A 23,111-nucleotide genomic window follows, 5' to 3' on the forward strand; every position below is an offset into this window, starting at 1 on the left:
TCGACGACACGTCACGAACGCAGGACAAAGACCCCATGCTCGGCCTGTTCCAGGGCAAGGACCGCCTCATCGTCCACGGCAAGGCGCCCTACAACGCCGAGCCACCGCTCGATCGTCTGCGCGCGGCCTTCCTCACCGATCAGGCCGACTTCTACGTCCGCAGCCACGGCGACATCCCGGACCTCGACGCCGACAGCTACCGCTTGACCGTCGACGGGATGGTCGCCGTGCCGCTCGATCTCTCCCTCGCTGACCTCAAGACGCGCTTCGCCCACGTGACCGTCACGGCGGTGATGCAATGCGCCGGCAACCGCCGGGCCGACATGCTGGCCGTGGCCCCGGTCTCCGGCGACCCGTGGGCGCCCGGCGCCATCGGTAATGCGGAATGGACCGGCGTGCGGCTCGCCGACGTGCTGCACGCAGCCGGCATCGATGCGGATGATGAGCGCCACGTCGCCTTCGAGAGCCACGACCGAATCGCGGACACGGATACGCGCTTCGGCGCCTCGATCCCGCTGGCCAAGGCGCTGGCCCCCGAGACGCTGCTTGCCTTCGCGATGAACGGCGAGCCTCTCGCCCCCGAGCACGGCCATCCGTTGCGCGTGGTGGTGCCGGGATTTGCCGGCATCCGCAGTCCGAAATGGCTCGCCCGGATCACGGTGCAGGACCGGCCCTCTGACAACCCGATGCAGACCGACGACTACAAGCTGTTTCCGCCCGACGTGACGGCCGAAACCGCGGACCCCACCCACGGCCTCACCATCGAGGCGATGCCGCTCAACAGCGCGATCTGCGAGCCCGCCCGCGGCGCGACGTTGAAGGCCGGCCGGCACGCGATCCGCGGCTACGCCATCGCCAGCGACCGCGCGGTCGCGCGCGTCGACGTCTCGACGGATGGCGGCCACAACTGGGCGCAGGCCCGGATCGAGCGCGACCCCGACGCGCCCTACGCCTGGACGTTCTGGGAAATCGAGCGCGAGTTGACGACCGGCGAGCATGAACTCGCGGTGCGGGCCTGGGATTCCGCCGGCCAGACCCAGCCGGCCGCGCCCGACGACACCTGGAACTACAAGGGCTACCTCAGCGCCGCATGGCACCGGGTGCGGGTGACGGTGGCCTAAGCCTCACACCCAGAGCAGCGCGGTGGCCGCGAGGCTTGAGATTGCAATCAATAGGGCTGCAATCCCGACTGTGAGGAGGCGCGGCATCATCGGGATCTCGGCATGGGCGAGACGCGTCCGGATCGCCCGGTCCCGCCAAGCCGCGCCCGCGAACGAGGCGAGCGCACAGGCGATCAGCGTCAGCGACAGCACCTTCAACGGCCAGACCGCGAGCACCTCCCGCAGAAAGCGCTGCGCGGCGAGGCCGACGCCGAGGAACGCGAGGCCGGTGCGAAGCCACGCCACGAAGGTGCGCTCGGCCGCGAGCACCGTGCGGTCCTCGGCGAGCCTCACCCGGGGATCGTCGGGGGGCACCGGTTTCGCGGGCTCGCTCATTTGATGTTCGCTGTCGCGATCAGGTCGAGCAACACGTCGGCGGCCCGGCTGCGGTAGCGCTCCTTGTGGCGCAGCACCCGGAACGGCCGGCTTGGCAAGTCGAACGCTGCCCGCACCAGGGTCCCGGCCCGGAGTGCTGCGGCCACCACGGTCTCGGACAAAACGGCGGCCCCGCCCCCGGCCTCGACGGCGGCGCGGACCGCCTCGTTCGAGGGTAGTTCGAGCAAGATCTGGAGTTGGGCCGGGGCGAGGCCGGCCTCCGTGAGCGCAGCCTCGAAGGCCGAGCGGGTTCCCGATCCCGCCTCGCGCAGCACCCAATCGGCGCTGACAAGGTCTTCGGGTTCGAGGTCGGTCGCTCCGGCGAAGGGATGGCCGGGGGCGACCACGAGGACAAGCTGATCCCGCGCGATGGTGGTGCTCGCGAGCGTCGGGTCGTCGAGCGCCCCCTCGACGAAGCCAAGTTCGGCCGTTCCAGCCCGCACCGCGTCGGCGGCGTCGGTGGTGTTGCCCACCGCCAGACGGATGGCGATCTCAGGGTAGGCGCGGCGGAAGGCGACGAGGTGGCGCGGCAGCCAGTCGCTGGCGATGGTCTGGCTGGCGTAGAGCGCCAGCGTCCCGCGCCGCAGGCCGCTGAGGTCGGCGAGCACCAGTTCGGCGACCTCAGCCCGGGCCAGCACGGCGCGGGCCTCGGTGAGGAATACGCGCCCCGCCTCGGTCAACTCAATCCCGCGGCCGACCCGATGGAACAGCTTGGTGGCGTGCCGCCCCTCGATATTGGCGATCGCCGCGCTGACCGCCGACTGCACGAGGTTCAGTGCCTCGGCGGCCCGGGTCACGTGCTGCCGCTCGGCCACCGCCACGAAGATGCGAAGCTGGTCGAGGGTCATGGTTGCCGGGCGGCCGCAGCGAACAGCTCGCCGATGGTGCGATAGCCGGCATCCGAGGGGTGCAGGTCGCGGCCCGGCGTGCAGAACAGCGTCAGCGCGCAGAGCCGGGCGACGGGATCGCCGGTGCGATTGAACGCGGGAAACACCAAGATCGTGCGGGCGCCAGCATCGGCTGCAGCGGCCACGATCACCCGATTGAGATCCTCGACGAAGCGGTCGCCGCCTTGATCTACTGCGGCGAGCCAGTTGTAATAGGTGCCGACGAGGATGTGCGCTCTGGGTGCCGCCTCCCGCAACTGCCCGAGGATCAGCTTGAGGTTGGCCTCGGCTCCCTTGAGCGCCGTCGGCCAGCGGGTCGCGATGCAGTCGGCGCCCTGATCGGCGCAGGCCGTTTGGACGGCGCGTAGGTCGTTGATGCCGATGTCGAGAGTGATCGTGCCGACGGTTCCGGGATGGGCGGCAAGATACGCGGTCGCCGCGGCAAGCTGCGCGCCCTGGTAGGGCACATGCAGGGGCAGCGGCGCGGTGCCGAAGGGCTTCCCGGTGGTGGCGAAGCCGCAGGGTCCGGCAATGAAGGAGGTCGTCGATTCGCCGGGGCAGCCGAGGTTGACCACCGTCAGGCCCGGCGCGGATCGCTTGAGATCGGCGGCAAGGACGTCGACGTAGCCCGTATCGAAGCTCTCGGGCCTCACTGCGCCTTCGGCGATCTGCCCCTTCAGCTTGCCGATCTGGAGGCCGTAGGCGAGCGAGTCCCCGAGCGCAAGGTAGGTCGGGGCCGGCTCGGCGATGACCGATTTCGGTACCCCGAGCCCCGCGAGAACGCTGAAGAGCACAATGGCCAAACTCCGGGCTAGGTTTGGTCGAACGGCGGTCGTCATCCTGTCTCCCCGCTTCGTTCCGATCCTAGCGCCGTTCCGGCGCGAGGCCACGCACCTGCGCATCGATGGCCTGAGCGACCGTCAATAGCCGCGCCTCGTCGGTGCGGCCGGTGACGACGTAGGACATGCCGCCATCGACCCACGAGAAGGCGGCGACGTCGCCCTCGCGGGCGAAGCGGAAGAGCGTGCGCCCGTCGCCGTCACCGACGCGGCTGTAGAGCGTCAGCCGGGTTCCGCGGTCGTCGTCGTACATCAGCATCGCCGCGGGCTCAGCGCCCGCCGGCAACAAGCGCCCGCCCATCAGGCGGAACCCCTGCGCCGCGAGGTCGGGGGCGGCAACCCTGTGACCGAGACGCTTCGAGAGCCAGGCCACGAGATGGGACTTATCGTCGGCACGCACCTCCACCGGATGCACAGCCTCGACGACGAAGGTGCGGAAAGCCGCGACCGCATCCTGTGTCGCCGGTGCCTCCGCTGCCATCGCTGTCGTGGGCACACCGCGCAAGGAATGGCCGACCCAACCGCCGGCACCGCCGACCGCGAGGCAGAGCACGGCTGCAGCCGCCATGGGAAACCATCGTGCGCCAGCGTACCGATATCGCGAGCGGATGTTGGCCACCCGGAGCCGTGCCGGGATAGCCTCCTCGGCGATCGGCGCGAGGCGGGCGCGCAGGCGCTCACGCATGACTCTATCTGCCGAGACCTCGGCCGCGCGCGCCGGGTTTTCTGCGAGCCATGCCTCGACCAGCGCCTGCCGCTCCGGTTCGAGACGACCGTCGATCAGACTGTGCAGGTCGTCCTCGCCGACCGGGCGTGGGTCCCCGCTCATTTCACCCTCCTCAGGAGGCCTGTCCGGCCGGTTTCCAGAAAATTTCGCATCCGCGTCCGCGCCCGGCTCAATCGCGACATCACCGTGCCGAGCGGCACGCCGAGCACCTGCGCGGCCTCGGCATAGGACAGATCCTCCACCGCCACGAGAAGCAGCACCGAGCGTTGTTCCTCGGGTAGTGCGTCGAGCCCGACGAGCACGTCGCGGGCCCCCAAAGCGGCCTCCGGGTCTGCGCCCGGATCGGGCACCTGCTCCAAGGCATCGGCGCCGAGATTGACGCCGCGCCGGCCCCGGCGCCGGACGGCGCCGAGGAACAGGTTGCGCTCAATCGTAAACAGCCATGCCCGGAGGTCGCCGTCGCGGCGGCGCCCGGACCATGCGGACAACGCTCGCTCCAGGGTGTCTTGGACGAGGTCGTCCGCCGCCTCGCGGTCTCGCAGCAGCGCGACGGCGTAGCGCCGCAGGGCCGGGATCTGCGGTTCGATCAGGGCACCGATCTCGTCCAACGACTTTTCCTGGTCAGAGGGGGCCAATCCAGGCATTCACCGATCAAGGCTTGGCGATGTGCCACGCTCCATTGAGGAAGCCGTCGCCGGTGGTGTCGCCGGGCTTGGCGTCCTTGGCGAAGGTGTAGAGCGGCTTGCCCTTGTAGGCCCACTGCATCGTGCCGTCGTCCCGCGTTACCGTCGTCCAATCGCCGCTGGCCGTCGAGCCGGAAGCGGCCGTCAGGGCTGGCCAGTTGGCGGCGCAGGGGCCGTTGCACATCGACTTGCCGCCCATGTCCTTGTCGAACGTGTAGAGGGTCATGCCTTGGGCATCGACGAGCGCCGGCCCCTTGGCGGTCTCGCCCGTCATGGCGGGCGCAGCGGCCTGGGCGGCCACGGCGGAGAAGGCGACAGCCGCGAAGGCGGCGCGGATCAACAGATTGCGCATGGGTGAGGTCTCCCGCGGTCGAGCATGACCGCATCGGGAGGGATGCCGAACGGGCGCCTCTATTCCGTGGACACACGAAAAAAGGTGATCCCATCGGCGTGAACGACATTCCGCTCCCGCCGCTGAATAAAGTCGGTACTCCGGCATCCCTCCCAGCGACACCGGATCGAGAAGAATCCGCATGTGCGGAGCACTGGGATTTTCCGTGACGGCGGCGTTGATGGCGAACTGTCTCGTCGGCGGCAGGGTGATGATGCGCCCAACCATGGCCGCTACCGAGCGTAGAAGCCCCGTCGGCGTCCTTCGTCGCGATGATGGGGTAGTCGATGGCGCAGATGCACGCCGACATGCCTGACGTCCGCGAACCTGGGCCTGCTCTATCGCGGCCAGCTCCTCGTCCACGGCATGGGCTTCTCGCCCGACCGCAAGATCGACACCGGCAGCAACGCGGTGATCGCCACGATCCCGATCGGCCAGGGTCCGGAGGGCGTGGCCTACGTCCCGGAGGCGGTGCCGGAGGGGGGCGCGCCGAACCTCCAGCCGCTGGGCGCGGCGGGCCAGTCGAGCACGCTGACGCTGGACGGGCCGGACGGCAAGGCGGCCACGCAGGTCACGCTGTTCGACCAGGGCGTGCTGCAGACCCTGCAGGCGGCGGTGACGGGCCTCACACCGAAGAAGCCCTACGTGCTGGCCCTCTCGGCCGATCCGAAGGGCGCCGGGCCGCTGGAGCCGCTGGCCGCCTTCATGACGAACCCGGCGGGCGCGGCCATCGTCAACGCCGTCGGCCCGATCCGGCAGGTGACGCAGAACGCAAATGCGGCTGCGCGACGCAGCCTCGTCATCGTCGAGGGCAAGCCCGGCGAGACCGGCGCGCCGGTCCAGACGCAGGCGCCGCGCTGACGAGACAAGGGGGCGGTCGCCGGACCGCCCCCACGCGTCCTATCCCGACGGCTTGTCCTCACGCCCTGTAGGCGACCAGCACGGCGCCGACAGCGATCAAGGCGATGCCCAACCAGTTCGGGACAGCCAATCGCTCGCCCAGGAACACGACGCCGAACACCGCGACCAGCACGACGCTGAGCTTGTCCAGGGGCGCTACGCGAGCCGCATCGCCGAGCTTCAGGGCGCGGAAGTAGCAGAGCCACGAGCCGCCGGTGGCGAGTCCCGAGAGGACGAGGAACAGGTAGGTCTTCCGCGAAATCGACCCGAGCGGCTGCCATTGCCCGGTGGCGAGCAGAATCAGGCTGAGGACGCAAACGATCACGACCGTGCGGATCAGCGTGGCGAAGTCGGAATTGACCGCCTCGATCCCGATCTTGGCGAAGATCGCCGTCAAGGCCGCAAATGCGGCGGAGAGCAGTGCCCAGATCTGCCAGGATGCCAGAAGGGTCTTCATGGCTCGAACCCCGCCACGTCCTGAGGGACATCGGCCTACGTGATCCCGGCAGGCCCGACGCACCATTGTTCCAGAGGCTTGTAGACGATGATCTTGTCGGTCAACAGATCGCCCTGTTGACGGCAGAATTGTTCGAGTTGGGCGCGTCGGCCGATCAACTCGACGCAGATGGTGAGCTGAGGATCGGAAAGCTCCGAACCGTCTTCTCGGATCGGCCCGTGGTCGCTGAATCCGTACTGAGCCGGGTGGGCGACCGCGTTCATCAGGCCTGCGGTCTTGGCCCGCAGGATCGGTTCCCGGTAAAGGGGCTTTGCTCCCGTTCCGGGCTGCCAGAACGAGCGCCGCTCGCGCGATGCGGCTCTGTCCGCCCGTCTGACATAAACGCGCAGCATGCCGACCTCGGCCGGAATCACGGTGTGTGAAGCCGGGGCCGCTCTACGAACGCGTCGTGGACGTGTGCGAGGAGCTGATGAAGTTCACGCTCCTGACCCGCGAGCGGAAGGAGCGCGCGCCGGAACGGTTAAATAGCATTGCTGCCGACGTGGGGTTCGCGAAGCGATAGATTGCTTGCTCCCAAGCTCGCTCCGACGTTCACGTGTGATGTTCTGAAGGCCCAAGTAGGTTCGACACCGGAAGGTAGCTTACCTGCAGGTGACGTCCGCTTCAGGGTAGTGCGCCGAAGTCCGCTCATGGCGCATCGCAGTCCAAGGCATGTTGTCTTCAGCCTGTGGAGAAGCTCACTTAGCCCTCGCATTTGTTCTCTATATGTTCTAAAAATGCATAACGCCTATGAAGCAGGCGATCTCCGGAAGCCGACGCCTGCCGAGCGCTTCGACCTCGTCGAACCAGCCGCGTCGCTACGCCCATTCTAGCCCCTAAGCTGACGGCCGGCCTCTATGCTAGGCCGTGGGAGATCGCGCATGCTTGTTCTATCACCTGCAGCCAAGACCTTAGTCGCGCATTCGCCCGAGTCCGCATCCTCCGACCAACTCGCACGCGCCTTTCTGCAGCACCTCGCCCAGGACGAACGCAAGCGGCTCAAGGCCAGCCATCGATCAAGCTCATACGGTTTCGAGGTCGAGCCGATACTCGACGACGAAGATGCCGTCGAACGCATCGTGGCGCAGGAGGAGGCGAATCGACCCGAGAGCGCCCACGTACCTGTGCCTGCGGATCTCGCCGCCGTGGCCGTCATGCTCGCCCGCGCCATCGAGGCGGAGCCTGGGCTCGTGCGCCGGCTGCGCCGTGAGGCGCCCGTCGTCGCGCTAGCTACCCACGTAACCGATCTTGTCGAGCCTGTGCGGATCGTCGCAGAAAAGTGCCTCTTTGGTCCTGATACTAAGGTTGTGGATCTCGCCATTGGGAGAGCACGTGAACTGAGCAGCAGGAATGCCGCCCTATTCGTCTGCGACGGCGTCGGCCGTGAGGCGCGGCCGGAGAGAGGTAACGAGGTGATTGGCACGGCGTTGCATGTCCGGATCCCAATCGTGGGCATTGCGCCCGATCCGAAACGGCAATTGCCGCGTGACCTGATGCGGTCCGCCGAGCATCAGATCGCTCTGGCGAGTCTGGATCAGACCGGTCTGGCTCTTGTGGTCGAGGCTGTCGTGGGTGGTCTCCCCACCAGGCGAATCGATACCAATCTGCTGCGCATGATCGACATTGCCGATCTGCCCGTTGCCTTCCGCAGGACCGGCACGCCCGATGCCTGCATTGAGGCGCTGGAGCGGATCGTCTCTGCCAAGGCCGAGTACTTAGGTTTCGGCCCCGCTTTGGAAGAGCTCGATGGCTACGGTGAAGCTAAAAGTTGGGGCTTGGCCGCTGCAGCCGACCTGCAGGCCTATCGCATTGGCCGGTTAAGCTGGGCCGAGTTCGACCATCGAGGTCTGCTGCTTTCAGGTCCACCTGGGGTCGGCAAGACAAGCTTTGCCCGCGCCTTGGCCAAATCTGCGCGCGTACCACTGGTGGCAACCTCGGTCGCCGAGTGGAACGCCGCCGACTACCTGTCCGGCACACTGCAGGCGATCCGGAAGGTCTTCGCACAGGCCAAGGCCCAAGCGCCCTGCATCCTGTTCATCGACGAGCTCGACGGCATTTCCGACCGCGGGCAGATCCGTGGTGAGTACGTGCAGTACTGGACTCAGATCGTGAACCTCTTCCTCGAGCTTCTCGCCGGGGTGGATGAGCGACCGGGCGTCGTGGTGGTTGCGGCAACGAACTATCCGGAGAAGATCGATCCTGCGGTAAAGCGGGCAGGGCGCTTGGATAGAGAGATCGCAATCGTAAAACCTGATACTGCAGCTCTGGCTCAGATCTTCCGCCACCATCTCGGGCGCGAGATCCTCCCAGATGCGCCGATGCTGCCCCTGGCACTAGCCGCACGCGGCATGACCGGCGCGGATGTGGAAGCCTTCGTTCGGCGAGCCAAAGGAACGGCGCGCCGTAATGGCCGGGCGGTGACCGTGGAGGAGGTGCTGGCTGAAATCCGCCAGGGCCGTCACCCGCTTCCGCCTACGATCAGGCACCGTGTCGCCATTCATGAAGCTGGGCATGCAGTCGTGAGTCATGCTCTCGGCTTTGGCACGCTCGTGGACCTCTCCCTGCACGATAATGGCGGGCAGGCCTGTTTGGATTTCGCTGCCGACGGAGCTGCGACTCTCTACGAACTGGAGGCGGCAATCGCGTCTCTTCTGGCGGGCCGGATCGCCGAGGAGGTGGAACTTGGTGCCGGATCAATCGGTGCGGGCTTCGGTGCCGGTTCCGATCTTGCTTTGGCGACTGCGATCGCGCGCGACATCGAGCTAACCTACGGCCTCGGACACCTGGGCAATGTCGTCGTGGAGGCAGCCTCCACCGACATGGTCCTGATCGGGGGGCTGCTGCCAGCCATAGCCGAACGCCTTCGGCGCGCGAGCGATCGGGCGCGGAATATCCTGACGGAGCAGAGGGCCTCATTACAGGCAATCGCTCGCGCGCTCGAGGAAACCGGCTATCTCTCCCATGAGGACATCGACCGCATGCTGTCTTCAACTGTAACGCAGGTGAGCGCCAAGGCTGTCGCGGGCGTCGAGGAGGTACGATGATGTTTGCGCTACATCCAGTCGCCCCAGATGTGGGTGACCTCCAGCCGCTCTCCGACGCAATTGATGCACTGTGCGACGTCCTTGACGGAGAACGTGAGGCGCTCATCGAAGGATTGGCCGAAATCGTCCGACAGCGTACCGCGTTCGAACGGCACAAGCAGGCATTCGAAGATCGCGATCACTTCGTGTAAGAGAGTCGGTACACTGTCGACATACAGCCATCCATTCCTTCGTTGTCCCTGATCGAGAAGGTCGATGGACGGAGCCGGGTTCAAAGCAGTCCTTCGTGCTCTAGGCAAAACCCAGGTGGAGTTTGCCAGCGAAATTGGCGTGGCCCTACGCACTGTCCACTATTGGGCAAGCAAAGGCCCTCCATCGGAGGTGGCCTATCTTCTCGATCTGATGGCTACTCATGAGCTGCCATTTGGATTTTTGTCTGATAGTGATAGGGCTTCGATTGAACGGCCTCTTGAAGCCGAATTAAACCGACTCCTCACTGCGGCTGGAGACAGTCGCCGTGAGGAGGTTATGTCAACTATCGAGAAATGGCTGAGTGAAAGCCGGAAACAGTTCGTCGGATCTGCCGAATAGTGCGGAATGTGTCATACGGTACTGCCCCTAGTGAACTGACGCCGACGGAGGATTCACGGTCAGGGGGTGATGTGCGAGTCTGCGCAGATGGCTCAGACTGTGGATCGACGTTGAGGTGTCTCATCATACGCTTCTGCTAAAAGGCTGTAATCTATGTCTAGATTGCTCTGAGCAGGGTCGCGATCGGCATCGTTCGACAAGCAAACTACATGCGGCAGTACAGCCGCCCGACCGACTTTGCCCGCTACCCGATGCCCGTCACGCGACCTTGGATGCCGAGCACGCCGCGCAGGTTCCGGATAGCCATTCCCGTTCGACCTGCACTCCACCTTCGGTCATGGTGGGGTACTGGTCGATCCACCGGTCGGACCAACGGGCGCCCGCCTCGGTGAGCGAAGCACGCCGCGCGGCATGAATCCTATGGCACGGACGCGTTACCTTCCCCAGGAGGCAGTCCAGGGCCAACTGGGCGACCAGCGACGTGACGAACCCGAGCTCGACAGGCCCGTACGGCTGATAGTGGGCGCCGCAGGCGGGCTCTTCAAAAGCGACTGCCCGCTCGTCGGGCCAAGCCGCCACCCGGAAATGGGGTACCCCCGTCCGGTCGAGCCCGCACCTGAGGCAGCCACCCCCAGACGTGATGGCCACCGCATGCCCCGCGACAGCGTGCGCCTCGGTCCAGCCGTAGACGACGGGCATCGACCTGCCCAGCCGGCACTGCCAGTCATTGAGTTGGCTTTCCGCGCGCCAATCCCCCATCGCCGACACGACGAGGTGACTTCTCCGGAGCGTTCCTTCATCGACGGCCAACATCGCCTGCGCCACGACCGGGAAGGCATCGAATCTCCCATGCGGGTAGTCGATCCGCAGCTTCGAGGCCAGCCCTTCCGCTTTGTTCGCGCGCACGCAGGCGGCGCCGAGCGGATGGCGCCCGACGTTGGCCCAATCAAGTGCATCATGGTCGACAAGATTCAGGTGCCCGACGCCCGCCTGCGGAGGACGAGGCTGGATGGAGGTGAACTGAACCCTCCATTACACGCCCCGCTCTACGGAAGGCCTGTCGGTCGAGGTGAATGTACTCCGAGCGACAAACTTCCTGCATCGGCACACGCCGTCAGAATAAATCTGAGGGCAGGTTCAGCAAATTATGCCTTTCAAGAAGGGCCTCCCAAGAAGCAATTTCACCATCTTTTGCCTCACGCCACTGTGGCTTGAGGCAAAACATGGAATCTGCGTAGCCTCCAAGTCATTGATCTTTCAGAATTATTTCTGCGATCGATCTGGGGAAATAACGAAAGATGCTCATTCCAGCACAATAAGATGCTCGGCAGGCCGGCCATTGGATCGCCGAAGGCCCACATGAATTACAATCGACACGACGAAAAAGCCCCCGCGGATTTCTCCGCGGGGGCTGGCAAGATCGGTCACGCGATCTTTTCAGATGCGCGCCAAGTCCGATCTTCGATAGAACGCAGCACCTACTTCCTCGCGCCGGATCCGTGGTTCGATGCCGAGTGCGGTCAGTCGCTTCTGGAGCTGCTGGAAGTGAGTCCCTGTCGTTGCCATCGCTTCGAACAGGGTGACGTGCTCCGCCCGGAATGCTTCGAAGTCGGATTCCCTGATCACGTTCACGGGGCATCGGTTCAAAGGACTAATGATCGTCGTCGTCTGAAGAATGCCCAGATCGATCAGCTTGCGGACGACGGCGGAACTCGTGCGCATCGACTTCTCGACCGCTCGAGCTGTCGTAAAGCCGTCCATGGATCCCCGCGTCCGATCACGAACCTCGGACACCCGGACGAGCAGAGCCGAGAAGCCGTGAGCGTCTCTCCGTCGACCGACCCAGGCGAGCTTGCGCCCGAGGACGAGATCGAGGATCTCGACGGTGCTGCAGCAGACTTTTTTCACCGCTCTCTGAATGTCGACCATGTCCTCGTCGGGCTCCGCGACGGGCACGGCATCGGCGAACAGGCTGGTCAGGAACGTGTCGAGGTCACGGCGCCTGAACAGGTGATCGAGTTCCGGCCGCTTCGGGAACATGGGCTTGATGAAACCGCCGTCGACAAGCAGCTTCGTCTGGACGCGGCCGGCGCCGAGATACTCCTCGACCTCCGTCATGAACAAGCCGTCGGCGGCGTCCGCGAGGGTCGCAGATGCGGCGACGGCGTCGAACAATGCGCTACCGTTCGGGAGCTCAGCCTGCTCTTCCGACAGGATGTCGGTCGCCTGGAGGATCTTGCGCAGACGTTTGGGATGAATCCGCAACTCCTGAGACGCCGTGTGCACGGAGTGCAGGACGCGGCGCCCGACCGGCTTCCCGAAGATCGTGTCTCCCGGACCGAACGGCATCCTCTCGACGATGAAATCCGCGACGAGATCCCGGACCACGTCGAAGTCGGGGTGCAGCTTCTCGAACGACAAAACCTTGAACCACCGCCCTAGAACAGCCTGCGGTCCCTCGGTCGCGCTGCGGGTGTAGGAATAGGAGCGCACGAGCCCGTCCATGAACTCGCGGATGCCGACCTCGCCCTGTTCCGCGATCGCGACACCCGTCGTTCCGGCTGCGCACCAGTCGTCGTCCGAGAGAGCGTTGAAACGGACGTCGCGGCCGAAGCGTGCCACGGCGCCGATGGTCTCGCACACCCCGATGCCGACATGCAGAGGCAGCATGTCCAACCAGCGGATGTTTCCGCGTCCGTTGTCGAGGCGGTCGAGCACGTAGGTTTCCAGGCCCGAGGCGGTACGGCGGCTGGCCCTCTCGGAATGCGCTCCGAGATCCGGCAGGTGTGGCTTCAGAAGCCTCGCGAAGTCATGGTTTCGCGAGGTCTCCTGATGATCGAGCTCGACCAGTGCCATGCCGTGCTTCCGGCAAATCCTAATCGCTGCGATTGACCAGATGGCCCGCCCATAAGCGGCGGTTTCGGGCCTCGATGCCTGTGCGCAATCCTCGAGAAGGCAGGCCGGGCACACGCGCAGAACCGTCCTGACCAAGTGTCTGCCGGGGAAGAGCTCGGTTCTGAACGTCTGGCCGTCGGACACGCGCCGGAAGGCATCCGCAGCGAGACGATCTGGATCGGCGCCAGCGAGGCCCGCGAGGGCATCTAAGGCACCCTGGTTGCCGTCGACGATGCCCCGGAAATCAAGCCCCATGTCCGCACAGAAGAACGGGGCGCTCGCGTCCCGGCCGAGATGGAGCTGTGCCAGCCGCGAGACAAAGGAGGCCGGAGCCTCCCCCGCCAGATGCGGCAGCGACGGGCGAAGCCGTGCCATAGGAGGTCTCATTTCGAGCCTTCAGCGGTCCTGCCACCCCGTCCCCGCTTCGGCTTCGCCGCCTTGCGTGGTTTCGGCGCTGTGTGAAGCTTCGGCGCTGGCTTCTGCGGATCGACGTCGGTGCGCGGGCGATCCAAGATCTGCGTGGGATCCGTATCGGTCCAGTGCTGGACCCGGAACGGGTTCGTGGTGTTCTGGCAACCAGTGCGCAACCAGAACGCGGTCGCGAAGTGGTCGGGGAGGAGGTGCGTATCTCCGAAGCGCAGCGCCTCCTCGATGGCCTCGCAGGTCAGCTCGATCGCGATGCCCAGCGCGTAGTTCGCCGCGTGCACGAGCCGGCCAGCCAGTTCGTCGGCAACCTCGGGTTTGATCGTCAGAGGCGTGAAGGCCACAAGATTCTCGATCGTCTCCGCGATGGGATCCGTCGACTCGGGAAGCGTCAGGCGCCCGAACTCCACGAACCTGCATCTCCTCATCACCTGCCTGTCGGTACGTAGGAAGTCCGCGAGGTCGCAGGTGCCGGAGAGAACGAGAATCATCGGATCGCGGCGACGTTGCACCAAGCTCTTGATTGTGTTGAGGATGCGCTTCTGCTGGTCGATGTTCGCGGTCTGCGTAACGTGCTGCATCTCGTCGATGTGCAGCACCCGCTTGTCCTCCGTCTCGAGCCGGCGCCTGACTTCCTCCCAGATCAGGTGCTCCTTCCTGTCGCGCTGGATCGGATACCCCAGCTGCGGAAGAAGCGTACGCCCGAGCTGCATAAGGGTGCAGGGCGACGGTGCGGTAATCGAAAGGAGCCGACCCCCGAGTTTGTCGTGGCGTTTACGGAATAGACGCTTGAGGGCACGCGTCTTACCTGCGCCGCTCTCACCAGTCAGCACCAGGATCCGGCCCTCCGGCATGAGAGCGTCGTCGTCCATGTCGTCGACATCGTCGATGAGCTGTCCGCCGAGGTCGTCGACCTCGTCGACAGGCTGCTCGTCGAGGTCCGCGGCGAGCCGACCCGTGCACTCGGTCGCGCCGCCGCCGTCCGTCGCGTCGGACAACAGTCCGTCGAGTCCGTCAATCGCCGGGTCGAGGAGCTCGAGCATCCTGTCGAATTGCATCGATAGATGCTCGAAGGAGCTGGTCGTCAGGAATTGACGTCGCACGCCGGACATCAGGTCGCGGCGCAGAGCAGGGGACATCGGGGGACTAGGGTTGTCGGCCAGGATATCGATTTCGGTGGACATGCTACTTCTCCAGTTTCCAGGTGGACTGCCTCCGGTGCGGCCGGGCGGGCTCGGTTGCATCCGAACGGCGCGCGGGCTGAGGTGTGGCGTCCTCGCCGGGCGTCGGGTCGTTCGGACCGCAGGGCTGAACGGGCGGAGCAGCCGGCCGGTCGGACACCGGAGCTTCAGCTGCGGGCGTTGCCCGGATTGGGGAACTGGGTTCAGGCCGCTGCACGGGGCTGGTTGCGCGCGGAGCGCCGGCGGCGAAGCTGCGGCTGCCCGGCAGCGCGAAGCTCGTGGGCAGCGTGCCCGTCCGAGCCGCAGGTGCCGCTAATCCGCCCGAAGTCGCCGATGACGCGTCGATGCCATCGTCGGTCGGCGGAACCGCGAAGCCGAGCCTAAGCTTGCGCTCGTGGAGTGCAATCTCATCGGCGTCGTACTGCTCGTCGCCGATCTGCGCGATCCCAACGGCATGCTTGTGTGTACGTTCGATTGCTTCGATCGCCGCGAGGACGATCGGCCATCTCATCTGCGCGACATCATCGAACCGGCGCGCGAGTTCCTCGGAAGCCGAAAGCCAGTCGCGGAGACGGCGCCCCTCCATGAACCTGGTCCGGCACGGTACGGTCATCCAGTCCGTGCTTCTCGGATCGAAGCGGACGGAGATCGCGCCGAGGTTGTAGGGATCGAGCTTGATTTCGACCTCAGCATCGCCCTGCTTGCGGCACCGGGCCTGGAGCTTCTCCGAGCTGTAATCCAAGCCCAGAATGCGGAGGCCTGTCCTCCGCGTCGTTCTGGTGAGATCGATCCCGAAGCTGATCCGCACCCGGTCGCGATCCGGTGCCGGTCCCGGCGGCATAAGCTTCGTGAGCCGAATCCATGCGTCGCGAGGCGTTTCGCCGCCCAGGCCTGCATGCCGCTTGTTGTGATAGACATCGACGCACCAGCGCACGAGTAGATCGGCGAACTGGTCGACCGTCAGCACAGCCCGCATCTGAGCTGGGTAGTCTCCAAGTTCCGCGACGCTTCCGCCGGTATTGCCCTCGAAGCGGCTTAGGAGACCCTCCTTCACCGTCCTGAAGAACCGTTCGACGAAGGCGCGGAGTTGCGGCTGCGCCGCCGGTGGATTGAAAACGTCCATGAGCAGCGACAGGGCGCGACTCTGGAAGAAGGTACTGACGAATGCCGAACCTTGATCCGTCGCCAACTGCCAGGGCGGCCCGTGCTGATCCCAGGGCGTGAGAGCACCGGCGGCATGGCCGATGCTGCTCTTGTCTTGGTAGATCATGCGCAGCGTTTCGAGCGCGACCCTCGCGTCCTCCTGCTTCGCCAGCCTCATCGCGAGAACGCATCGCGTCGCTACGTCGAGTGCGACGCAGAGGTACCAAGAGCCGCGCTCGATCTGCGCGCGCAGCCGCGGCGACAGGCTTTGCCAGATCTTCGTGTCGGCGAAGACGACATGCAAATCGACCTTGTAGAAGTCCATCTCGACGCGCTCGAGCGCGTGCGTGACGTCCTGTCCGATGCCGAGTTCTTTCCACCTGCGGTGGGCCTTGTCGCGCCCCAGACGCGCAAGATCGATCTCGAAACGATCGAGTTTCGCGACCTCCAGGCAGAAGCGGGAAAAGCTCGGCTTGTGGTCGGGCTCGCGCCCCCCGCGCTTGAACCGTCTGTTCTGCCATCTGAACGCGATTTCGAAGCGTTCGTAGATCTCGATCCGGGTGGGGCGTTTCGCGCTGGCGAACTTATGGGCGAACTTGTCCAGCAGATCGTAGGTCTCAACCGAGAACCAGCCCCTGGCGTTGCCGGAGTTGTGCCTGCCGTCCCGGAGCGCCGTCAGGTCCCAGTCGCACGCCTCGAGCCGCTCGATCCAGCGCCGCAGCGACGATCCACTAGGGATGGCTTTGACGTTGTTTCGGCATCCACGTTTTTTTGGTGCTGGACGAGGATCGTTAACGTTCCAGTTGACGCGTGGTTTGACGAGCCCTAATTCGTCGGTGATGAGTTTGACGGCTAAGTCGAAGCCCTTTGTGCTCCGATCGACCTGACCATTTCTATGCAACTCATAGAACTTTTGGATGCAGTATATCTTGAATATTACGTCGGCCTGATCCTTCTTGGGCAGATGGGCGATCGAGAGATGATGCTTCTTGCTGCGCTCAAGGACGCAGTCGATGCGGAAGAAGTTGGGCTCGTAATGGAAGTCCGTCCGCTGCGACTCCGTGTTGTAGTCAAGATGGGAGACGAACATCTTCGACGCGGGATCATATACCTGCGAGAGCCAATGACCTTTCGGCGTCGACCTACTCAGGCGCCATACGTCTCCGAAGCCGTGGATCCTGGCATCGAGATCGAGCCGGGTGATCTTCGCGAGCGGATTGCGGGCGGCCATTAGACGTCGGCCTCCGTCTCGCCGGGAGCGGGTTCCGCGACGCGGACACGGCTTCCGTATCCGATGCGGCCTTCGTCCAGGACGATGAGACGGCCACAGTCGACCAAGCGCAGGGCGGCGACGAAGGCGATCCCATCGAGACCGCTCGATGCGACCAGGTCGCCGATCGTCGCGAAGCCGGAAGAGTTTTCTGCGAGGTCGAGGACAACGTTCTCCGCTTCGAGGGGGAAGCAACGGCGCACATGGCGTAGTAGCTTCGCATTCGCGATAGTGTCGGGGTGCAGTTCCGCGTCCGTCAGCAGCAGAACCTCGTCGACGTCGTCCACCGACATCTGCGACGCGATCAGCTCGATGGTCGGTTCCCAGAGATGCCGTTCGACAATCTCCATCGGCTTGACCTGTATGTAGATCCGCCGTCCAGTACTCGTCAGCAGGAAAAAGTCGAAGGTGTGCTGGCGCAGCGTTCCATCGAAGTCGTAGAAATGTACCGTGTCCGGTTGCTCGACCAAGTACTGCGGATTCATCAGGCCGTCGATCACGACGGCCCAATTGTATTCGAGGCCACTTTCGACATGCAGGATGCGGAGGACGTCTCCAGAGCCGACGGCCAGAGAAGCACGGGCCGAGCCACGCGAGCGGGTGGAGGGGCGGCGGTATCCGTCGCTCGCGTCGGGATCGTTCCAGAAGGCCGGCGCGAAAGCCGGCAGGTACGCCGGTAGGGTCGAAATCGAGGTTTCGAGATCCATGGATCGGGTCAACTATGGCAAAGCCATCCCATCGACCGGGACTGAGAGGTCCTCTGGTCCGGATCGGGCTGTTCATCGATGCGGCGATTGTCGGCGCGGAGGCTGCCGCTTGAATGCGGCTGTGGATAGCGCTCGACCGTCACGGCGGCGGCTCTTGCAGGAGCCCTCGGCTGATGGCACCGTGAAGCGTGCTTGACGGCACGACTCGGCCTTCCTCTTCCCCGTAATGGTTGAGGTTCGGTGGGGCATCAGATCCGTGAGGATCCTGCTGGTGGATGGAACAGTAGCCAGGGTTTCGTAGGCCGGTCGGCGACAGTTCCAATTCAAACGGGGTGCGGTGGTGACATCGCGCCCCTTTCATTTCTAAATTTTCATCTCGTTCTCCGTATCGGACGAGTTTTCATAGTTCGCGCACAGTGTATCCATGCAGATGCACTGTGCTGCGAGGCTAATAATGCAGATTGAAATTTAAGAGCCCTAGTCCGGACCGAAGCGTGGCTGTTTGGCGACGCAGGTAGTCGGTCTCTGGCCGCAGGCCGCCGGGGCGGATGCGACTGCGTATCGCTGGGGAGTGGCAATCCCCATCTATCGCCCGAGTCCCAAAGGACGCACTCCCTACCAAGGAGTGATGACGGGCGACCGCGTTGATCAGACAGCCAGGCTCGATTTCCTAAGACAAGAGGAAATCGGCGCGGCAGTAGGTTGTCCGCTTGGTTTCTGTGGACAACTGCCGGGCGGGATCAGCCGTTCAAGGATGGGCGTCCACGTCAACTACGGGTCGCGCACGCCGTCTCCGCACCTTTGTCTGCGGGCAGATGCCGTCCGAAAGCGAGACTGAGAGCTCGCCGGCGCAGGCCATGCCGAGGACGGTTTCGACACCGTCGGCGGGTTCCCTGACGAGGGCTGCCAGATCGCGCAACTCCGCCTCCGAGACTCGGTCGAGGCGGGCCAGAATCCTGACGCGGTCGCTGGCGGCGATTGGACAATGTCGCGTCGCCCAGACCGCGCGGGCGTCGCTCAGGAAGGGCTCCATCAAGACAGTCGCCCTGCAGACGAGAACGGCCGGCTCCCGGGCGACGATCTCCGGTCGGGGCGAGCCGTCGTGGACGCCGACGACGAGCATCCGGCTGGACGCCCGTCGAACGACGAACGCGAGCGAGCCGGGAACGTCCAACTTGGCGGGCTCCATCGCATCGATTTCGGGATCGAGGGCCACCTGAATGAGGAGATCGCGATGCCATCGATGCCGATAGCGAATCGGGGAGCGGCACACGCCGCCTCGAAATCCTGGATATCGTGCTTCTGGTTCGCGACCGATATTTGATAATAGATGTCGCGATGATAATTGTAGCATTGCCTGACCGTCCTAGAGCGGTTTCGCATGGACGGGAAGCGCAGCGTAACTGCCCATCTATGCAGATATCAGCCGTGTCATTTATTGTTTCCTGCTAGATCCCGTTCGCGGACCAAGGGGAATGGCCGAGCTCCTGCTTGCCGGCTTGCGGCCATAAAGGGGCTATAAATGCCCCTTTTGCAAGCGCTCTCGCATGTCTTCGCCGGCTAGATACGGTGGATAACGGGCATCGCGCAACTCAATTCTGATAGTGATCTGAATAATTAGCGCGCGTAATCAATGGCTTGGTTCATGAATGAAAATATATGTAAGTCATTATGCAGGATTGGAGATTTTTTGCTGTCGTGGCGAAATGTTCGATGGGCTAAATTTTGCCCTTCTTGTGCCTTTGTACCCAATGCTCGACTGCGCCAACGAAGCTAGGCCCGTCACTGGTCGAGATAGCTTGCGTATACATACCACTCAGGACGTGAGCAGGGTCTGTCGGGATCGGTGTTGCCTGATCGTTCTGCGCTGCTTTCACACCATACCGTTCGATCAGTGTCAGCAGATAGACCGCATAGGCTGGGGGACCTCGCTCGGCCCAGAGATGGACGGTGCGACGAGAGACGCCGATCTCCAGCGCGAAGCCGATCTGTGTCCGGCCAAGTCTGCGTAGCGCCGTTTTGAATTCGTCAGGCGTCATGCTGGCGGCCCGTCATCAGGGATTGCGCTCCTATGTCGGCTCCAATCGGTGTTCCTGTCGTCGGAGCCCACTTCAAAGTCGTACCTTCAGATCCGGCTGGAACGTCGCCACTCGAAGGAACGGTAACGCCTTGTACAGCGCCGTCCGATAGGAGCGAAGCGAGTGTCGGCGAGCACGGTCGGATGGATCCGCGCACATGGGATTTAAGAACAGGCCCGATGACGAGCCATTGCAGGAAGAGCCTCCTGAAGTCCCACGTAGCGTGAGGCAGCGGACGGTCACTGTTGAAATCAAGGGGAAGCGTCCAGGCAGGACCGCCACAGGCGTGTCACCGCGCGCCTCCTCGGCCGATACCATTGATGTTGTTCAAAAAATCAGAAGACGGAAGCTCTCGACGGAGGCGATTGAAAAGAAGACTCCGCCCAAGGTGAAGGTCTCTCCCGTCGTCATTCCTCGCGGCAAGAAGTAGCGCGCCTGACTTGTCCTCCCTTTGCCGGGAGATGGTGCCGGCTGGATGTCCTCCCGGTGAGGCTCCGCCCCTGGATAAGGGCGGAACCGAACCAGCTTTTCTAGCCATTCCTTTCGCCAAGGTGACAGTTTAGCTTCGCAGCGAAGATTTGCTTGGTCGTCCAGTTGCTCGGATGACAGGCCTATCGTCGAGTGCGTCGACGATCCACCGACATCATCCTGAGGTCCTCGAACTCCGCGCGTTTCCGCACGATCTCGGCTAAGCCAGCGATGACGGTCTCGCGATCGCTTTTGAGAATCTTGCAGAGCGAGTCGATCGCGTCGGAAAGCGGCTGCAGATCGCCCAAGTCCGGGGCATCAGTCATCAGCGCGAACATCACAACACCCCTGCGGCAGTCGTGGAACACACATCGGATTCGCAGTCTGTCTCCGGCTTTAGCGCGAGGTCGATCTCGTCCCGAGAAAGGTAGCCGCTTTCCTCGAGCATTCCTGTGAGCGCCTGTAGTGCCGGTCTGCGCTCAGTTAGGATTCTTCGCGCTCGCTCGCTCGCGTGCCGTAGGCGCTCGACGACAGCCGGGAGAACGCCCGCGATCAGGACTGTGTCAGCCGCAGCCTCCAGATGCACGTTCCCGAGTTGCCCGAGGCCGAATGTCAACTCGATGTCGCGTGCGATAGCCGTCGCCATCGCGAGGTCGGAGTTCGCGCCGAAGCCTGCGCCGATCGACCCTGCACCGAGTTCGATCTCCTCCGCGATCCGGCCGGCTAGGAGCGACGCCATGGCCGTCTCCAGCTCGTGCAGGGTCGCAGCTCCCTCCATAGCCAGTTGCAGGCAGGCCTGCCCGCCATTGTCGTGCAGGGAGACGTCCATGAGCATACCGAAGCCAAGGGCGTGACTAACGACCGCGTGCCCTGCCTCATGGACGGCGACGCGGCGCCTGACTGTGGGCGGGAGCGGACGGCGTCCCTGCCGAATCTCGGCCAGCACGTCATCCGAGGTCACCGCCCGGCCGTGGCGGCGCGCCGTTCCCTTGGCGCGGCGGACGAAGGCCTCCACGTCCGCGCCGGTCATGCCGCGCGCGGCCAGCGCCAGCGGCAGCATCGGCGCGTCCGGCAGGACTTCCCTCCCGAGGTGGTGTCGGAAAATCTGCACGAGCGCGGACGTATCCGGCTTCCCGACCGCGATCTCCCGATCGAGACGCCCAGCCCGCTTCACGGCGGGATCGATCTTCTCCGGATGGTTCGTGGCGGCCACCACCACGACACCGGGCCGCTCCTCGACCCCGGCCAGGAGTTCCAAGAATAAGTTCACGATCTGGGTCCAGTACTGCACGTACTCGCCCCGGATCTGCCCGCGGTCGGAGATGCCGTCGAGCTCGTCGATGAACAGGATGCACGGCGCCTGCGCCCTGGCCTGCGCGAAGACCTTGCGGATCGCCTGGAGCGTGCCGGAGAGGTAGTCGGCGGCGTTCCATTCGGCGACCGAAGTCGCCACCAGCGGCACACGTGCGGACTTGGCAAGCGCGCGGGCGAAGCTCGTCTTGCCGACACCTGGAGGCCCCGACAGCAGCAGACCGCGATGGTCGAACTCCGCCCAGCGCAGCCGCCCGACGCGATAGGCCTGCAGATCGGCTGCAGCTGCCAAGCCCCATTCCTTGGCCTCGCCATAACCGTCGAGCTCCTCCAGGGCAGGCCCCTCGACCAGATAGTCGGCCTTGGCAGCGACGATCCGTTCCAGCGCAGCGATGCAGCCATCGGGCGTGGCCGTTCGGCGGAAGGCGACGGGTAGATCGGCGATGTCGATCATGCGGAGGAGATTGGGATCGATATTCTTCGAAGGCCGGCTGCCGACAACGGCTTCGACCACGAGGGCGAGGCCGGCCTGATCCAGGCACGGCAACGCGATCCTGTGTTCGGACGACCGCATCAGGTCGCGCGGCAACTGACGCTTCGGATCGGGTGCGATGCCGACGATCGGCACCCGCACATGCAGTGCGGTGCCGATCACATCGTTGCCCTTCTCGGGCCGAGCATCGCGACCGACGCCATCGCACACGAACAGGGCGGCATTTCTGCGGGTCAGGTCACGGGCTCTCCCGCTCGAGAGTTCTACGACCTTCGTGTCCGGCCGGAACAGGCACTTCTCCGCGACGATGCGGACAGGTTCGACAAGATCGATCACGTGCGTGGCGAGCGTGACGACGGGCGCCTCGCGGCGCAGCCGGCGAACAAGACCGGGCTCTGCCTCGATAGCGCGGGCGAGTATCACGGCCACGGCCGCGAGATCTGCTGGAACCGGCACATGCGTGGCCTCCGGTCGGTTCTCTTCATCGCGAATGACGATCTGCTCGATGGCGTCGTTCTCGTCGAGAACAGCGTCATCCTCGAAGCCGAACGGGTTGGAGCGTTGGTCGGCCTTGAGGCGTTTGCGTTCGTCCTGGGCGAGTTGTTGCAGGAAGGCGCGTGCGAGTTGGTCGGAGGATGCGCCGTCATGGGGACGCGGATCCGTGGATGAAAGCAAAGAGGATGGAGCGAGCATGCGAGATCTCCCACGGCCAAGCCACGCGAGGGCTTAGCCGTCAGCGTCAGTGCTGGATTGGGCGGAGGCGGCGCGGCTGGCTCGATGTTTGAGCGCATTGCGGGCGTCGGCATCTGGAGATCGCCTGCTTCATAGGCGACGACAGGATTCGAACATAACAAGAACGTGTTTGCTAGTAGGCGGAGTGACTTTTGCACAGCGGTGGTGTGTTTGTGCTTTGGCCGTGTTGCGCCATCTGCGGACAGCTAGCGAGCGCGGCCCGAAACGCCGCTTCCGACCTTGGTCGTGTCAAAACGCCGTTTGTCTGGGTGATGCGATGCTTGCGGGCGTTCGGAAGTGCCTGTCAGCGGTTGGGG

21 protein-coding genes and 2 pseudogenes are annotated in these 23,111 nt (G+C 64.4%); 5 read left to right on the forward strand and 18 right to left on the reverse strand.

Going from position 1 to position 23,111, the window contains the following annotated elements; genetic code table 11:
• Positions 1-35 precede the first annotated feature (35 nt).
• On the forward strand, positions 36-1,121 hold the full coding sequence (locus HNR51_RS16055; RefSeq protein ID WP_182555601.1) for a molybdopterin-dependent oxidoreductase: 1,086 nt from the start codon (positions 36-38) through the stop codon (positions 1,119-1,121).
• A 3-nt stretch (positions 1,122-1,124) separates the two neighbouring features.
• Here HNR51_RS16055 and HNR51_RS16060 read toward each other — a convergent pair whose 3' ends face one another.
• From HNR51_RS16060 to HNR51_RS16085, 6 genes are all read right to left on the reverse strand, one after another.
• Positions 1,125-1,496 (reverse strand): YidH family protein, encoded by a 372-nt coding sequence (locus HNR51_RS16060; protein ID WP_091945209.1) that lies wholly within the window; start codon positions 1,494-1,496, stop codon positions 1,125-1,127.
• The gene (locus HNR51_RS16065) at positions 1,493-2,383 is read right to left on the reverse strand and encodes a LysR family transcriptional regulator (protein WP_182555602.1); all 891 of its coding nucleotides are present in this window, start codon (positions 2,381-2,383) and stop codon (positions 1,493-1,495) included. Before HNR51_RS16065 ends, HNR51_RS16060 begins: the two co-directional genes overlap by 4 nt.
• The gene (locus HNR51_RS16070) at positions 2,380-3,216 is read right to left on the reverse strand and encodes an SGNH/GDSL hydrolase family protein (protein ID WP_182555603.1); all 837 of its coding nucleotides are present in this window, start codon (positions 3,214-3,216) and stop codon (positions 2,380-2,382) included. The genes HNR51_RS16065 and HNR51_RS16070 overlap by 4 nt, the downstream gene beginning before the upstream one ends.
• Before the next feature lie 70 nt (positions 3,217-3,286).
• The gene (locus tag HNR51_RS16075) at positions 3,287-4,090 is read right to left on the reverse strand and encodes an anti-sigma factor family protein (RefSeq protein WP_091945198.1); all 804 of its coding nucleotides are present in this window, start codon (positions 4,088-4,090) and stop codon (positions 3,287-3,289) included.
• Positions 4,087-4,596, reverse strand: coding sequence for an RNA polymerase sigma factor (locus HNR51_RS16080; RefSeq protein ID WP_091945195.1), 510 nt, complete (start codon positions 4,594-4,596; stop codon positions 4,087-4,089). The genes HNR51_RS16075 and HNR51_RS16080 overlap by 4 nt, the downstream gene beginning before the upstream one ends.
• A 43-nt stretch (positions 4,597-4,639) precedes the next feature.
• A complete protein-coding gene (locus tag HNR51_RS16085; protein WP_091945191.1) occupies positions 4,640-5,023 on the reverse strand; it encodes a COG4315 family predicted lipoprotein in 384 nt (127 codons plus the stop codon).
• 429 nt (positions 5,024-5,452) lie between these two features.
• Between HNR51_RS16085 and HNR51_RS16090 the strand changes: the two are divergent.
• Positions 5,453-5,923 (forward strand): annotated as a pseudogene (locus HNR51_RS16090) (hypothetical protein); the annotation flags it as partial.
• A gap of 58 nt (positions 5,924-5,981) precedes the next feature.
• Here HNR51_RS16090 and HNR51_RS16095 read toward each other — a convergent pair.
• Both HNR51_RS16095 and HNR51_RS16100 read right to left on the reverse strand, forming a co-directional pair.
• Positions 5,982-6,419 (reverse strand): EamA family transporter, encoded by a 438-nt coding sequence (locus HNR51_RS16095; protein ID WP_091945186.1) that lies wholly within the window; start codon positions 6,417-6,419, stop codon positions 5,982-5,984.
• Positions 6,420-6,454: 35 nt separating this feature from the next.
• Positions 6,455-6,832, reverse strand: coding sequence for a DUF190 domain-containing protein (locus HNR51_RS16100; RefSeq protein WP_239681610.1), 378 nt, complete (start codon positions 6,830-6,832; stop codon positions 6,455-6,457).
• A gap of 5 nt (positions 6,833-6,837) precedes the next feature.
• On the opposite strand from HNR51_RS16100, the pseudogene HNR51_RS26750 reads away from it, so the two are divergent.
• Together HNR51_RS26750 and HNR51_RS16105 are read left to right on the forward strand one after the other, a co-directional pair.
• Positions 6,838-6,981: pseudogene (locus HNR51_RS26750) on the forward strand (arsenical resistance protein ArsH); the annotation flags it as partial.
• Positions 6,982-7,339: 358 nt separating this feature from the next.
• Positions 7,340-9,502, forward strand: a complete 2,163-nt coding sequence (locus HNR51_RS16105) for an AAA family ATPase (RefSeq protein WP_182555604.1) — start codon at positions 7,340-7,342, stop codon at positions 9,500-9,502.
• A gap of 8 nt (positions 9,503-9,510) precedes the next feature.
• Here the strand turns inward: HNR51_RS16105 and HNR51_RS16110 are convergent, their stop codons facing one another.
• The 8 genes from HNR51_RS16110 to HNR51_RS16145 all read right to left on the reverse strand — a co-directional run bounded on the left by HNR51_RS16110 (position 9,511) and on the right by HNR51_RS16145 (position 19,751).
• Positions 9,511-9,684 (reverse strand): hypothetical protein, encoded by a 174-nt coding sequence (locus HNR51_RS16110; RefSeq protein ID WP_239681611.1) that lies wholly within the window; start codon positions 9,682-9,684, stop codon positions 9,511-9,513.
• A 667-nt stretch (positions 9,685-10,351) separates the two neighbouring features.
• Complete coding sequence (locus tag HNR51_RS16115; RefSeq protein WP_182555679.1) at positions 10,352-11,104, reverse strand: ThiF family adenylyltransferase; 753 nt, start codon at positions 11,102-11,104, stop codon at positions 10,352-10,354.
• A gap of 426 nt (positions 11,105-11,530) precedes the next feature.
• On the reverse strand, positions 11,531-13,363 hold the full coding sequence (locus HNR51_RS16120) for a TniQ family protein (RefSeq protein WP_182555606.1): 1,833 nt from the start codon (positions 13,361-13,363) through the stop codon (positions 11,531-11,533).
• Between the two features lie 8 nt (positions 13,364-13,371).
• Entirely contained in the window at positions 13,372-14,595 is a 1,224-nt protein-coding gene (locus HNR51_RS16125) for an ATP-binding protein (protein ID WP_182555607.1), read from the reverse strand.
• Position 14,596: 1 nt separating this feature from the next.
• On the reverse strand, positions 14,597-16,966 hold the full coding sequence (locus tag HNR51_RS16130) for a TnsB C-terminal domain-containing protein (RefSeq protein ID WP_182555608.1): 2,370 nt from the start codon (positions 16,964-16,966) through the stop codon (positions 14,597-14,599).
• Positions 16,966-17,712, reverse strand: a complete 747-nt coding sequence (locus HNR51_RS16135; protein WP_182555609.1) for a hypothetical protein — start codon at positions 17,710-17,712, stop codon at positions 16,966-16,968. Before HNR51_RS16135 ends, HNR51_RS16130 begins: the two co-directional genes overlap by 1 nt.
• Positions 17,713-18,460: 748 nt before the next feature.
• Positions 18,461-18,928, reverse strand: a complete 468-nt coding sequence (locus tag HNR51_RS16140) for a hypothetical protein (protein WP_182555610.1) — start codon at positions 18,926-18,928, stop codon at positions 18,461-18,463.
• Positions 18,929-19,430: 502 nt separating this feature from the next.
• Positions 19,431-19,751 carry a helix-turn-helix domain-containing protein gene (locus HNR51_RS16145; protein WP_129545741.1) on the reverse strand — a complete coding sequence of 107 codons (321 nt, stop codon included), beginning with the start codon at positions 19,749-19,751 and terminating at the stop codon, positions 19,431-19,433.
• Between the two features lie 196 nt (positions 19,752-19,947).
• On the opposite strand from HNR51_RS16145, the gene HNR51_RS16150 reads away from it, so the two are divergent.
• Positions 19,948-20,220 (forward strand): hypothetical protein, encoded by a 273-nt coding sequence (locus HNR51_RS16150; protein WP_129545740.1) that lies wholly within the window; start codon positions 19,948-19,950, stop codon positions 20,218-20,220.
• A gap of 181 nt (positions 20,221-20,401) precedes the next feature.
• Here the strand turns inward: HNR51_RS16150 and HNR51_RS16155 are convergent, their stop codons facing one another.
• Both HNR51_RS16155 and HNR51_RS16160 read right to left on the reverse strand, forming a co-directional pair.
• Positions 20,402-20,596 carry a hypothetical protein gene (locus tag HNR51_RS16155; protein WP_182555611.1) on the reverse strand — a complete coding sequence of 65 codons (195 nt, stop codon included), beginning with the start codon at positions 20,594-20,596 and terminating at the stop codon, positions 20,402-20,404.
• Entirely contained in the window at positions 20,596-22,755 is a 2,160-nt protein-coding gene (locus tag HNR51_RS16160; protein ID WP_182555612.1) for an AAA family ATPase, read from the reverse strand. Before HNR51_RS16160 ends, HNR51_RS16155 begins: the two co-directional genes overlap by 1 nt.
• Positions 22,756-23,111: the final 356 nt, after the last annotated feature.

Origin of the sequence: Methylorubrum thiocyanatum, from assembly GCA_014138645.1 — a bacterium.
GTDB lineage: Bacteria > Pseudomonadota > Alphaproteobacteria > Rhizobiales > Beijerinckiaceae > Methylobacterium > Methylobacterium thiocyanatum.

Excerpts from the sequence above, each read along its gene's own strand:
- HNR51_RS16055 (WP_182555601.1), top strand. The coding sequence starts at position 36 with ATGCTCGGCCTGTTCCAGGGCAAGGACCGCCTCATCGTCCACGGCAAG.
- HNR51_RS16060 (WP_091945209.1), bottom strand. The coding sequence starts at position 1,496 with ATGAGCGAGCCCGCGAAACCGGTGCCCCCCGACGATCCCCGGGTGAGG.
- HNR51_RS16065 (WP_182555602.1), bottom strand. The coding sequence starts at position 2,383 with ATGACCCTCGACCAGCTTCGCATCTTCGTGGCGGTGGCCGAGCGGCAG.
- HNR51_RS16075 (WP_091945198.1), bottom strand. The coding sequence starts at position 4,090 with ATGAGCGGGGACCCACGCCCGGTCGGCGAGGACGACCTGCACAGTCTG.
- HNR51_RS16085 (WP_091945191.1), bottom strand. The coding sequence starts at position 5,023 with ATGCGCAATCTGTTGATCCGCGCCGCCTTCGCGGCTGTCGCCTTCTCC.
- HNR51_RS16095 (WP_091945186.1), bottom strand. The coding sequence starts at position 6,419 with ATGAAGACCCTTCTGGCATCCTGGCAGATCTGGGCACTGCTCTCCGCC.
- HNR51_RS16105 (WP_182555604.1), top strand. The coding sequence starts at position 7,340 with ATGCTTGTTCTATCACCTGCAGCCAAGACCTTAGTCGCGCATTCGCCC.
- HNR51_RS16120 (WP_182555606.1), bottom strand. The coding sequence starts at position 13,363 with ATGGCACGGCTTCGCCCGTCGCTGCCGCATCTGGCGGGGGAGGCTCCG.
- HNR51_RS16125 (WP_182555607.1), bottom strand. The coding sequence starts at position 14,595 with ATGTCCACCGAAATCGATATCCTGGCCGACAACCCTAGTCCCCCGATG.
- HNR51_RS16130 (WP_182555608.1), bottom strand. The coding sequence starts at position 16,966 with ATGGCCGCCCGCAATCCGCTCGCGAAGATCACCCGGCTCGATCTCGAT.
- HNR51_RS16135 (WP_182555609.1), bottom strand. The coding sequence starts at position 17,712 with ATGGATCTCGAAACCTCGATTTCGACCCTACCGGCGTACCTGCCGGCT.
- HNR51_RS16145 (WP_129545741.1), bottom strand. The coding sequence starts at position 19,751 with ATGACGCCTGACGAATTCAAAACGGCGCTACGCAGACTTGGCCGGACA.
- HNR51_RS16150 (WP_129545740.1), top strand. The coding sequence starts at position 19,948 with ATGGGATTTAAGAACAGGCCCGATGACGAGCCATTGCAGGAAGAGCCT.
- HNR51_RS16155 (WP_182555611.1), bottom strand. The coding sequence starts at position 20,596 with ATGTTCGCGCTGATGACTGATGCCCCGGACTTGGGCGATCTGCAGCCG.
- HNR51_RS16160 (WP_182555612.1), bottom strand. The coding sequence starts at position 22,755 with ATGCTCGCTCCATCCTCTTTGCTTTCATCCACGGATCCGCGTCCCCAT.